Source organism: Thermomonas mangrovi (assembly GCF_028201335.1).
GTDB lineage: Bacteria > Pseudomonadota > Gammaproteobacteria > Xanthomonadales > Xanthomonadaceae > Thermomonas > Thermomonas mangrovi.
This window is the reverse complement of the sequence record NZ_JAPEVV010000012.1, coordinates 1-11,452: the sequence shown is the minus strand read 5'-3', so window position 1 is coordinate 11,452 and position 11,452 is coordinate 1. Positions and strand designations below refer to the sequence as shown.

Below are 11,452 nucleotides of genomic sequence, written 5' to 3'. Positions count from 1 at the left end.
TGCGACCAAGTGGCCGCTAAACTCAACTCACGACCGAGAAAACGCTATGGCTTCCAGACGCCGATCCAGCGCATGCAACAACTCTCAGGGGTGTTGCACTTGGAGTGTTAATTCACCCCGCAGACCTGCTTTTGTGGGCTGAGCTGAAGACGCCTGCTAGAACCGCTGGTGGCCGTGTGGAACTTCCACACTCAACAACGCTCACCAGGTGCAGGCCATAACCCCCGAGTTATGGCCGGAGCCTGGGCGAGAGTGGGGCAGGGAAGCTCTTGTTGGGCTCTTTGCCGATGTTATGGCTCTGCAGGGCTAACGCCTGAGTTAAGCCGGCCCGCCCGATGCGGTTCCGGTCGGTCCGAGACCGCGAAGCGGGCTCGGCTTGAACGAATTGTTAGACATGTGCTCTACAAGGGGTAAAGAACAGGTGAGACATAAACGTCTGCGATATCACCGGATGGCCATAGCCACACGTAGATGTTTTGGCTATTGGGTCCGTGTGGGCCCGGCTCAGTTCCGTCCACAAAAGATAGCCACATCCGTCGGTAAGGCTTGCCACTGGAAAGAATGGCCTCTTCTTGGACAAATGAAAGGCTTGAATGAATTCTGCTGGTTGAGAGGGTAGGGAATCTGGTCTTTAACTGTTGTTCCACTTCTCGATAGGACAGGCGCACAACCATTTTTGTGTTGCCAGGAAGAGAGTCATAGGAGGCAGTGTCGAATTTCGGCTCAGCCTTCTCCGGCAGCACTATTGGATCGATCGATGAGCTTAGTGAAGTTGTAGCGCAGGCTGACAGCGCTGTTGTGATGAAGACGAAGCACAGAACAGCGAGAAACTTTTTGCACATGTCTAACACCTGAGTTAAGCCGCGCCGCAACGTGGTGTAGCCGAAGCGGACAACAGCGAATGCGGGAAAGCTACCACGACGCCGCGAAGCGGCGTCGGCTTGAACGAATTGTTAGCTGGGAGACCAGCCGTTGATCGCTCCTTGTCCGGTTGCAACCAGAGCCAATTCTGGTGGCGCTTGGTCCGGGCCGGCAAGCCGCTCTAGCGATAGCTGTTGTGATCTGCTCTTGGCAAAAATTCACAACGCAGGAAATGCCCTTGATCCTGGGCTTTGTCACTGAACTCAAAGTGCTGAACCCAACTCTGGCCCCAGCTAACGCCTGAGTTAAGCCGGACCGATTTGCGGCCACGGCGGTGTGACAATTTGCGGCACGCCGCCGAGGCCGCGAAGCGGTCTCGGCTTGAACGAATTGTTATGCGCCGCCGCGACAGCAAGAACTACCCTGCTGGATAGGCGGACACTTGACCGTTCCGTACGAGCAGTACACGCAACAGTCACCGGGCAGAGGCTTAAGCACTTCATGGCATGTCGTGCATTCATAGAACCACTGGCACGCGGTGGTTGGCATGGTCTCTTGCGAGGCTGCGCCGCATTTTGGGCAGGTCACTACGGAAAGTAGTTCTACGCTCGACATTGCGGCTTCACCGGACGAAGCAGATCAAGAATGGATGTGGCAAGCATCAGCGTAATCCCAGCGTAGAACAGATAGATGCTCCAGTCTTGGCTCCAGAAGACGAACAATGCCGCCAGCAACGCAATGGGACCAGCTACAGAAAGTAGGCCGCGACCTAGATGGCGGTGCCGATACCAACCCCACGCATTGACGAGCAGCGCAAGCACTGCAAGTCCTGGAATGAGCTTGCGAAACATGAAGCCCTCGTACTGGGAGAGAAATCCCAAGCCTAGTGCTGCACCTAGGGAGCCCAGGGCTGGGAAACAGCCAGCGCAGGACATTGCTGCTACTAATGCACCGAAGCTACTGGTTTTATCGAGTACCCGAGTGACTTTCATACTTCTCCTCAATTGACTTTGGACTGTAGCGGCGCATAACGCCTGAGTTAAGCCGGGCCGCTTTGCGGCCCCGGCAGAGTAATCATGTTACGACGCTCTGCCGAGGCCGCGAAGCGGTCTCGGCTTGAACGAATTGTTAGGTGCGCACTCGCTCGGACGACTGGGCTGTTCGCATGGCTAACACGTAGAGACCGAGAAGCGTGGGCGCCACGAACGGAAACATTCCATACAACATGTCCGTGACCGAGTGGGTGTGGCTGGCAAAGAAGAAGATGATGTGCGCGCAGAAGGCGAGGGCAAGACCAGTGGCAGCCCAGCCTGTCAACGACGCCGGCCGATAGAACAATCCCATTTCCTTGAACATGTCCTCACTCCGAGGTGCCAAGAGGTGATCACCATAAGGCCGGAATGTGTGGCGACGATGAAGCCACTTTGTGCGCACCTAACGCCTGAGTTAAGCCGGACCGCTGCGCGGCCACGGCAGAGTCACAATCCTACGGGACTTTGCCGAGGCCGCGCAGCGGTCTCGGCTTGAACGAATTGTTAGGCAGCGGCTCTTTGCAGGTCAAACAGCACAGCCATGGCCTGCTGCGCTTGGTGAGCGGGCACGAACAAATGATCGTGATGGACGCCAGCGATGACATTGCAGCTGATGCCAGCTTGGCCGAGCGCGCCAGCAAATGCGGCGGTCAAGCCAACAGCGGCAAGGTCCGAGTGGACTGTAAGCGTGATCCAAGCTGCGGAGTAGGTGACCGGCAAACCACACTCATGTGCGAGTTGCTCTGGAATGACGAGGGACTGGCCTTCCGGCTCGCGAACAGAAGCGATGATCTGATCCGGTGGAATTTGGTAATCAACGGGCGCAACGACAAACGCATAGGTGCCTGGATTGAGTGAAGGCTCGATGCTTGCGAGCAACTGTGGAAGGTCACGAATCACTGCTGTTCGCTGCCTAACACCTGAGTTAAGCCGGGCCGATGAGCGGCCGCGGCGATGGGACGATCATAGCGCCAGCGCCGAGGCCGCGAAGCGGACTCGGCTTGAACGAATTGTTAGGCCTCACGGATAGCACCTTGAATCCAGCGTGTGAAGAACTCAAAGAATTTTCGTGCGTCACTTGGTACCTGAAAGTCATAGGCGGAGTTGCGCGCGTAAACATGCATGATTTCTTGATCCGTCAGCGTCTTCAGTGCTTCAAGTTCCAAAAGCAGTTTCCGAAGACTCGGCGCATCAAGAGATTCTTCAATCGCCCGCCAAATCTCCCCTTGATTTCTTGAAGTGGAGAGCGCGCCTGGTCCGTATGCGCCTGCGATCACTCGTTCAAGAACCGGGAATCTTTGGGTGACCGAGATCTGTGGCATGTGAGGCCTAACGCCTGAGTTAAGCCGGCACGCGGAGCGGGCGCGGCGATGGTTCAATCATAAGCGCCAGCGCCGAGACCGCGAAGCGGGCTCGGCTTGAACGAATTGTTAGGCATGCCGACTAGCCACTTGGAACGATCTCCGCGACACCAGTTTTGCGGTCGACGGCGACTAGGAAGCTGCAATCTGGATTGGATGGAAGCGGACTGCAGTGGTAGACGATCAGCCACTTTTCCTTGTCCGCAGCAGGATCGCCGAATGTGTCGAGTGCATACTTGCGCAGGTCATATCCGCTCTTCTGTGCAACGTCGCGACTGATTTGAACTGCTTGCGCGTACGTCACGGCTCTTGGCGTTTCTCGGGCGCAACCAAGAAGCGTAATGGCAACAAGCGCGGAGAACACGGGCGTTGCGAAAGACAGACTCTTTGGCATGCCTAACGCCTGAGTTAAGCCGGCCCGCCCGATGCGACCCGGTCACGTCCGAGACCGCGAAGCGGGCTCGGCTTGAACGAATTGTTAGACATGTGCTCTACAAGGGGTAAAGAACAGGTGAGACATAAACGTCTGCGATATCACCGGATGGCCATAGCCACACGTAGATGTTTTGGCTATTGGGTCCGTGTGGGCCCGGCTCAGTTCCGTCCACAAAAGATAGCCACATCCGTCGGTAAGGCTTGCCACTGGAAAGAATGGCCTCTTCTTGGACAAATGAAAGGCTTGAATGAATTCTGCTGGTTGAGAGGGTAGGGAATCTGGTCTTTAACTGTTGTTCCACTTCTCGATAGGACAGGCGCACAACCATTTTTGTGTTGCCAGGAAGAGAGTCATAGGAGGCAGTGTCGAATTTCGGCTCAGCCTTCTCCGGCAGCACTATTGGATCGATCGATGAGCTTGGTGAAGTTGTAGCGCAGGCTGACAGCGCTGTTGTGATGAAGACGAAGCACAGAACAGCGAGAAACTTTTTGCACATGTCTAACACCTGAGTTAAGCCGGGCAGCGTAGCGGCCGCGGCGATGGGACGATCATAGCGCCAGCGCCGAGGCCGCGAAGCGGACTCGGCTTGAACGAATTGTTAGCCCGCAGACCTGCTTTTGTGGACTGAGCCAAAGGTGCTTGTCAGAACTTCTGGTGCCCCTTGTGGAACCTCCACACTCAACAAGCATCACCAGGCGCAGGCCATAACCCCCGAGTTATGGCCGGAGGCTGGGCGAGAGTGGGGCAGGGAAGCCCTTGCTGGGCTCTTTGCAGATGATCTTTCTCTGCAGGGCTAACACCTGAGTTAAGCCGGGCAGCGTAGCGGCCGCGGCGTTGGGACAATCTTAGCGCCAGCGCCGAGGCCGCGAAGCGGACTCGGCTTGAACGAATTGTTAGCCCGCAGACCTGCTTTTGTGGACTGGGCCGAAGATGCCCGCCAGAACGTCTGGTGCCCGTGTGGAACTTCCACCCTCAACAACTCTCACCAGGCGCAGGCCATAACCCCCGAGTTATGGCCGGAGCCTGGGCAAGAGTGGAGCAGGCAAGCTCTTGCTGGGCTCTTTGCCGATGTTATGGCTCTGCAGGGCTAACACCTGAGTTAAGCCGGGCAGCGTAGCGGCCGCGGCGTTGGGACAATCTTAGCGCCAGCGCCGAGGCCGCGAAGCGGACTCGGCTTGAACGAATTGTTAGGCGTCACTTGGCCGCAAGACCCAGCAACGTCCATTTGACGAGGATGTAGAGGCTGGCCGCTCCAGCCGCCACACAGACCCCGGCGATCACGTATCCGATTGGGCTCGGCCGCTCTGAAATGCGGTTCTCCCGCCAGATCATCAGGCCGGCAGGTAGCCAGGCGACTGCGACGAGAGGCATGGCCAAGAGCACGAAGATGCCAAGTGCGTCCGATAGCAGGCCCACCGAAAGCACCAGCTGCATTGCCAGCACGAGCAAAGCGAGCTTGTAGCCTCTTGCGATTGCTTGCCCCATGTGACGCCTAACACCTGAGTTAAGCCGGGCAGCGCAGCGGCCGCGGCGATGGCACGATCATAGCGCTAGCGCCGAGGCCGCGAAGCGGACTCGGCTTGAACGAATTGTTAGCCCGCAGACCCGCTTTTGTGGACTGAGCCAAAGATGCACGCCAGAACCTTGGGTGACAGTGTGGAACTTCCACACCCAACAACTCTCACCAGGCGCAGGCCATAACCCCCGAGTTATGGCCGGAGCCCTGGGCGAGAGCGGGACAGGGAAGCTCTTGCTGGGCTCTTTGCAGATGATCTTTCTCTGCAGGGCTAACACCTGAGTTAAGCCGCGCCGCAACGTGGTGCAGCCGAAGCGGACAGCAGCGAATGCGGGAAAGCTACCACGACGCCGCGAAGCGGCGTCGGCTTGAACGAATTGTTAGCTGGGAGACCAGCCGTTGATCGCTCTTTGTCCGGTTGCAACCAGAGCCAATTCTGCTGGCGCTTGGTCCGGGCCGGCAAGCCGCTCTAGCGATAGCTGTTGTGATCTGCTCTTGGCAAAAATTCACAACGCAGGAAATGCCCTTGATCCTGGGCTTTGTCACTGAACTCAAAGTGCAGAACCCAACTCTGGCCCCAGCTAACACCTGAGTTAAGCCGGGCAGCGTAGCGGCCGCGGCGATGGGACGATCATAGCGCCAGCGCCGAGGCCGCGAAGCGGACTCGGCTTGAACGAATTGTTAGCTGGGAGACCAGCCGTTGATCGCTCTTTGTGCGGTTGCAACCAAGGCCAATTCTGGTGGCGCTTGGTCCGGGCCGGCAAGCCGCTTTAGCGAAAGCAGATGGCAACTGCTCTTGGCAAAAATGCACAGCGCAGGAAATGCCCTTGATCCTGGGCTTTGTCACTGAACTCAAAGTGCTGAACCCAACTCTGGCACCAGCTAACACCTGAGTTAAGCCGGGCAGCGCAGCGGCCGCGGCGTTGGGACAATCTTAGCGCCAGCGCCGAGGCCGCGAAGCGGACTCGGCTTGAACGAATTGTTAGGTTGCACTACGGGGTGTCCCATGAGATTGAATCAATCATGGGCTTTTCGAGGTCGCAGATATGGCTTGGTCTTGTGCAGGTAAAAGTGACCTGGAGCAACTTTGAGTTGTTCGCAACTGGGACTGTATAGATGGTGGAGTACTCAACGTAGGGAATCGAGAGCTTCCTGAATCTGCGTTGGGCCGTTAGCCATTTGACTCCATTGGCTGATGTGTGTGAGCCGATATCAAGAGGGTGCGGCGTGTTCAACTTGTCCGACCCTGATTTAAGAGCACGGTCATATGCTCGTTGATCCCAAAGATCAGCCCATTGAGTCAGGTCATCAATATCACTTTTATCGCCTGTAAATGGTCGATCTATCACCACCACGACCAACGAGTTCCAAGCATCGTTGTTCCATATGGACCACGGCGCAAATATTCTGCCGTTCAGAGGCGCGCGCATAGCTGCGAACGAATTCTCGGATTTCTGTCCTTTCAAGTTAGGAACACGTGCGCAAATCTTCAGTTCTTCTGTCTCTGCGCAAACAGGGCTGGCCACTAGTTGAAGATCGCGCGATCTACTGCTGGCGCAGGAAGTTAAAGATAGCGTCAGCAGCAGGATTAGCGACGTGATCTTCATGCAACCTAACACCTGAGTTAAGCCGGGCCGCTGAGCGGACGCGGCGATGGTTCAATCCTGAGCGCCAGCGCCGAGGCCGCGAAGCGGACTCGGCTTGAACGAATTGTTAGGCCAAGCTCCCACTAGTCAATGCAACCAGTGCTAGTCACGCGTCCTTTGACAAGATGATAGGCGCAGTTGGGAAAATCCCGGTCTGTGCGCGTTCTAGAGCATGTCCCGGAATTTGCTTGACTGATGATCTGGGGGGTCTTGGTGTTAGGCACGCAATATCCGTCACATTGCGCTTTGTCTGTGCAGGTCTTTCCGGCGTCATTGGTAGGCCACTCGCAGCCCTGTGACAGCTCGGTGTACTGAATAAGTCGGCCGCCTTTTTCTTTGCAGCTCTCAACGTAGGCATCGCTTCGATCGGAAGGCGGCTTTGTGGCGCAACCAGTTTGAAGAATCGCGATCAGAATTGCGATGGCTAGGTAGTGCATGGCCTAACGCCTGAGTTAAGCCGGCCCGCTGAGCGGGCGCGGCGATGGTTCAATCATAGCGCCGGCGCCGAGGCCGCGAAGCGGACTCGGCTTGAACGAATTGTTAGACCGCGCTGCCTGAAAGTGCGTCAACTGGTGTGATAACGCCATCCTGGCCACCATGCAACGCGGTCACCTTGATCAATGGGCTCTCGGGAATCTGAAGCTTAGTTTGCGCAGGTAAGTCAGATTGCATTGTGTCCAAAGCGTCAAAGAACAACTGATCCACGCCGCCGATTGCGGCAGTGCTGTCATGGTGAATCACGGCGTACTTTGTCCGTTCCCCGCCGTCGCCAACGAAGGTTGTACCGTAGCGCTCTGGAACGGGGAATGGACGGGCAACAAGGAAGTCCAGATAGGCTCGGCTGGCTAGAAATGCGAGCTTCTCTTGGTCAGTGCCAGTTGCGGCGTAGCACATGACGCGCAAGCTATAAATGAAGCCTTGATGGTCGATTATGTACCAAAGATTGGCGACGATCTCAGTGTCATCTGGTAGGTTTGGATTGACGCTGCCCGGTGTGGCTTTTTTCCACTGCATCTCGCCCCCTACGATCATTCTTGCGCGGTCTAACACCTGAGTTAAGCCGGGCCGATGAGCGGCCGCGGCGTTGGGACAATCTTAGCGCCAGCGCCGAGGCCGCGAAGCGGACTCGGCTTGAACGAATTGTTAGATTGCTGCTTCAACCGCCGGCCAAGAAATCAAAGAACTTGGAAGTTCCGGAGATGGATGAGTTGTAGAACTCGGTGTAGCCGCACTTCTTGCAAGACAAGTAGCGAAAGCGCTTGTTGCTGTAGTCGAAGAACGACGACCAGAAGCCACCAGCTGCACGAAACTCGCCTTGTTCCTTGCCGTAAGCGCCACACTTTGGGCAGCTCTTTGCCGAGTCTGGCAGGGGACGATCATTCGGATGCGACATGGCTTTGCCCTTTGCAATCTAACACCTGAGTTGAGCCGCGCCGCAACGTGGAGTAGCCGAAGCGGACAGCAGCGAATGCGAGAAAGCTACCACGACGCCGCGAAGCGGCGTCGGCTTGAACGACTTGTTAGCTGGGAGACCAGCCGTTGATCGCTCTTTGTCCGGTTGCAACCAAAGCCAATTCTGGTGGCGCTTGGTCCGGACCGGCAAGCCGCTCTAGCGATAGCTGTTGTGATCTGCTCCTGGCGCAAGTTCACAACGCAGGAAATGCCCTTGTGAGCTTTTGCCACTGAACTCAAAGTGCTGAACCCAACTCTGGCCCCAGCTAACACCTGAGTTAAGCCGCGCCGCAACGTGATGTAGCCGAAGCGGACAACAGCGAATGCGGGAAAGCTACCACGACGCCGCGAAGCGGCGTCGGCTTGAACGAATTGTTAGCTGGGAGACCAGTCGTTGATCGCTCTTTGTTCGGTTGCAACCAGAGCCAATTCTGGTGGCGCTTGGTCCGGGCCGGCAAGCCGCTCTAGCGATAGCTGTTGTGATCTGCTCTTGGCAAAAATGCACAACGCAGGAAGTGCCCTTGATTCTGGGCTTTGTCACTGAACTCAAAGTGCTGAACCCAACTCTGGCCCCAGCTAACGCCTGAGTTAAGCCGCGCCGATTTGCGGCGGCGGCAAGGCCACGATCTTACGAGGCTTTGCCGACGCCGCGAAGCGGTGTCGGCTTGAACGAATTGTTAGGTGCCGCCTGCATTTGCTTGATGAAGCATGCGGCTTGCACCAGATTCCTTCGATCAAAGTCCATCTCGTCCTGGTACCAATCATGCGGGGTGCGGAATCTTGTAGTGCCCGCGGCGTGGGAAATCTCTAGGCATGGAAAGAAGCGTGAATCCTTGAACGATGCGTGCTTGATGTCTTGCAGGGCTATGCGCCGCCAACCGCGACCGACACTGAACACCCAACCGCGCAGATAGAGTGCTTGCGTAGTCAGAACTATTCCGTAGTCATAGCCGCGGTGGAACGTTGGGTTGGACGCATGCCACAAAACCTGCTCCCCAGCGGGAAGCTTGAACTTGTCGAATGGATAGGAGCGATCAAGTTCCAAGCGGCACCTAACGCCTGAGTTAAGCCGGGCCGCTTTGCGGCCACGGCGGTGGTTCAATCATAGATGCCGGCGCCGAGGCCGCGAAGCGGGCTCGGCTTGAACGAATTGTTAGGCCGCACCAGCCTGCTGTTGAACGATAGCCTGAGTCACTGCTGGGCTTGGCGGTGAAATCTCACACGTACGCAGGCGCGTGACGAACCGCAGGGTGGGGCGAACGCGCCTGCGGACGATACGAGACGCCTTGTCCGGTGCGCGTTTGCCGAAGGCTAACGCGGCCCGCGATGTGCTGGAACAACGTAGCGACATGAAGGCCGGAGCGGAGCGCGGCCTTCAAGAACAAGATGCGATCTGGAAGAAGTGGCTCTAGCGCCAGTCTTTGGTTCCCAGGCGACCGCTGCGTTTCATGGCTGCGGCCTAACGCCTGAATTAAGCCGGGCCGATGAGCGGCCGCGGCGGTGGCTCGATCATAACCGCCGACGCCGAGGCCGCGAAGCGGACTCGGCTTGAATGAATTGTTAGCCAGCTGAAGCCGGCTGTTTTAGCCGGTTGCTTGGAAGAGAGGCTTTGGCTTGAAGCCAAGAGATGTGTCACCGCGCGAAGGTGTAGCGGGTCCGTGGTACGCCGGAGCGCGGGCGAGAATGGGGCAGGGAAGCTCTTCGCTTTGGCGAGGGAAAAGCTCTTGGCGCTGAACCACTTCTTCTGCTGGCTAACACCTGAGTTAAGCCGGCCCGCTGAGCGGGCGCGGCGTTGGGACAATCATAGCGCCAGCGCCGAGACCGCGAAGCGGGCTCGGCTTGAACGAATTGTTAGGCATGCGATCACTTGCAAGCGTAGAAACTTTTAGGAATTTCACCTGTGCTGGTCGGAGCGCCGCATACGTGAGAGCAGCCGCCGCCAACTTTGTAGCCATCTGGGCTTGAAATGCAGGTGGTCAAACAGTCTGACTTGGCATTGCACTGCGTTCTCAGCACACGAAGCTGACATTGCTCTTTGGTGGAAAGATTGCGCCTGATCTCAGCAGAGCAAGAATTGTATACAGCAACATTTCCGACATCGGGCGGGGGAGGCGGGAGTTTTGGCTCTGCACCTTGAGACGATTGGTTCGCTGGGGCGCTGCAAGCACCCAGAAAAACTGCGAGTGCGAGGACGAGAAAGCGCATGCCTAACACCTGAGTTAAGCCGCGCCGCAACGTGGTGTAGCCGAAGCGGACAGCAGCGAGTGCGGGAAAGCTACCACGACGCCGCGAAGCGGCGTCGGCTTGAACGAATTGTTAGCTGGGAGACCAGTCGTTGATCGCTCTTTGTCCGGTTGCAACCAGAGCCAATTCTGGTGGCGCTTGGTCCGGGCCGGCAAGCCGCTCTAGCGATAGCTGTTGTGATCTGCTCTTGGCAAAAATGCACAACGCAGGAAATGCCCTTGATCCTGGGCTTTGTCACTGAACTCAAAGTGCTGAACCCAACTCTGGCCCCAGCTAACACCTGAGTTAAGCCGGGCAGCGTAGCGGCCGCGGCGTTGGGACAATCTTAGCGCCAGCGCCGAGGCCGCGAAGCGGACTCGGCTTGAACGAATTGTTAGGCGTCACTTGGCCGCAAGACCCAGCAACGTCCATTTGACGAGGATGTAGAGGCTGGCTGCCCCAGCCACCACACAGACCCCGGCGATCACGTATCCGATTGGGCTCGGCCGCTCTGAAATGCGGTTCCCCCGCCAGATCATCAGGCCGGCAGGTAACCAGGCGACTGCGAAGAGAGGCATGGCCAAGAGCACGAAGATGCCAAGTGCGTCCGATAGCAGGCTCACGGAAAGCACCAGCTGCATTGCCAGCACGAGCAAAGCGAGCTTGTAGCCTCTTGCGATTGCTTGCCCCATGTGACGCCTAACACCTGAGTTAAGCCGGGCCGATGAGCGGCCGCGGCGTTGGGACAATCTTAGCGCCAGCGCCGAGGCCGCGAAGCGGACTCGGCTTGAACGAATTGTTAGGCAACGCAAGTTAACAAAGTAAGTGCAACACCTGCGACGCCTGAGAAGGAGGCGGTGAGCTGGCAGACTGAAGGCGATCACTCCGGCAAGAGAAGATCCCTCATGTACCACCAGCTCACCGAA

General features: G+C 57.2%; 12 protein-coding genes and 1 pseudogene. 1 reads left to right on the top strand and 12 read right to left on the bottom strand.

Annotated elements, in window-relative coordinates:
• Positions 1–111, top strand: a pseudogene (locus ON759_RS14040) (IS30 family transposase); the annotation flags it as partial.
• Between the two features lie 1,143 nt (positions 112–1,254).
• On the opposite strand, the gene ON759_RS13785 reads toward ON759_RS14040, so the two are convergent.
• The 12 genes from ON759_RS13785 to ON759_RS13730 all read right to left on the bottom strand — a co-directional run bounded on the left by ON759_RS13785 (position 1,255) and on the right by ON759_RS13730 (position 11,182).
• Positions 1,255–1,476, bottom strand: coding sequence for a GDCCVxC domain-containing (seleno)protein (locus ON759_RS13785; protein WP_271680973.1), 222 nt, complete (start codon positions 1,474–1,476; stop codon positions 1,255–1,257).
• A complete protein-coding gene (merC, locus tag ON759_RS13780; RefSeq protein ID WP_271680972.1) occupies positions 1,464–1,853 on the bottom strand; it encodes an organomercurial transporter MerC in 390 nt (129 codons plus the stop codon). The genes ON759_RS13785 and merC overlap by 13 nt, the downstream gene beginning before the upstream one ends.
• A 136-nt stretch (positions 1,854–1,989) precedes the next feature.
• Positions 1,990–2,217 carry a hypothetical protein gene (locus ON759_RS13775; RefSeq protein ID WP_271680971.1) on the bottom strand — a complete coding sequence of 76 codons (228 nt, stop codon included), beginning with the start codon at positions 2,215–2,217 and terminating at the stop codon, positions 1,990–1,992.
• A 179-nt stretch (positions 2,218–2,396) separates the two neighbouring features.
• Complete coding sequence (locus ON759_RS13770) at positions 2,397–2,792, bottom strand: ACT domain-containing protein (protein ID WP_271680970.1); 396 nt, start codon at positions 2,790–2,792, stop codon at positions 2,397–2,399.
• 113 nt (positions 2,793–2,905) lie between these two features.
• Positions 2,906–3,214: a hypothetical protein gene (locus tag ON759_RS13765; RefSeq protein WP_271680969.1), complete on the bottom strand. Its 309-nt coding sequence runs from the start codon at positions 3,212–3,214 to the stop codon at positions 2,906–2,908.
• Between the two features lie 121 nt (positions 3,215–3,335).
• The gene (locus ON759_RS13760; protein WP_271680968.1) at positions 3,336–3,647 is read right to left on the bottom strand and encodes a hypothetical protein; all 312 of its coding nucleotides are present in this window, start codon (positions 3,645–3,647) and stop codon (positions 3,336–3,338) included.
• Between the two features lie 1,236 nt (positions 3,648–4,883).
• Positions 4,884–5,138: a hypothetical protein gene (locus ON759_RS13755; RefSeq protein WP_271680967.1), complete on the bottom strand. Its 255-nt coding sequence runs from the start codon at positions 5,136–5,138 to the stop codon at positions 4,884–4,886.
• 1,059 nt (positions 5,139–6,197) lie between these two features.
• The gene (locus tag ON759_RS13750; protein WP_271680966.1) at positions 6,198–6,812 is read right to left on the bottom strand and encodes a hypothetical protein; all 615 of its coding nucleotides are present in this window, start codon (positions 6,810–6,812) and stop codon (positions 6,198–6,200) included.
• 579 nt (positions 6,813–7,391) lie between these two features.
• On the bottom strand, positions 7,392–7,865 hold the full coding sequence (locus tag ON759_RS13745; RefSeq protein WP_271680965.1) for a hypothetical protein: 474 nt from the start codon (positions 7,863–7,865) through the stop codon (positions 7,392–7,394).
• A 142-nt stretch (positions 7,866–8,007) separates the two neighbouring features.
• The gene (locus tag ON759_RS13740; RefSeq protein ID WP_271680964.1) at positions 8,008–8,244 is read right to left on the bottom strand and encodes a zinc ribbon domain-containing protein; all 237 of its coding nucleotides are present in this window, start codon (positions 8,242–8,244) and stop codon (positions 8,008–8,010) included.
• A gap of 687 nt (positions 8,245–8,931) precedes the next feature.
• Positions 8,932–9,348, bottom strand: coding sequence for a hypothetical protein (locus ON759_RS13735; RefSeq protein ID WP_271680963.1), 417 nt, complete (start codon positions 9,346–9,348; stop codon positions 8,932–8,934).
• A 1,579-nt stretch (positions 9,349–10,927) separates the two neighbouring features.
• A complete protein-coding gene (locus ON759_RS13730) occupies positions 10,928–11,182 on the bottom strand; it encodes a hypothetical protein (protein ID WP_271680962.1) in 255 nt (84 codons plus the stop codon).
• Positions 11,183–11,452 lie beyond the last annotated feature (270 nt).

What these genes read in the sequence shown, in the direction of transcription:
- ON759_RS13785 (WP_271680973.1), bottom strand. Translation starts at nt 1,476, where the DNA reads ATGTCGAGCGTAGAACTACTTTCCGTAGTGACCTGCCCAAAATGCGGC.
- merC (WP_271680972.1), bottom strand. Translation starts at nt 1,853, where the DNA reads ATGAAAGTCACTCGGGTACTCGATAAAACCAGTAGCTTCGGTGCATTA.
- ON759_RS13775 (WP_271680971.1), bottom strand. Translation starts at nt 2,217, where the DNA reads ATGTTCAAGGAAATGGGATTGTTCTATCGGCCGGCGTCGTTGACAGGC.
- ON759_RS13765 (WP_271680969.1), bottom strand. Translation starts at nt 3,214, where the DNA reads ATGCCACAGATCTCGGTCACCCAAAGATTCCCGGTTCTTGAACGAGTG.
- ON759_RS13760 (WP_271680968.1), bottom strand. Translation starts at nt 3,647, where the DNA reads ATGCCAAAGAGTCTGTCTTTCGCAACGCCCGTGTTCTCCGCGCTTGTT.
- ON759_RS13750 (WP_271680966.1), bottom strand. Translation starts at nt 6,812, where the DNA reads ATGAAGATCACGTCGCTAATCCTGCTGCTGACGCTATCTTTAACTTCC.
- ON759_RS13745 (WP_271680965.1), bottom strand. Translation starts at nt 7,865, where the DNA reads ATGCAGTGGAAAAAAGCCACACCGGGCAGCGTCAATCCAAACCTACCA.
- ON759_RS13740 (WP_271680964.1), bottom strand. Translation starts at nt 8,244, where the DNA reads ATGTCGCATCCGAATGATCGTCCCCTGCCAGACTCGGCAAAGAGCTGC.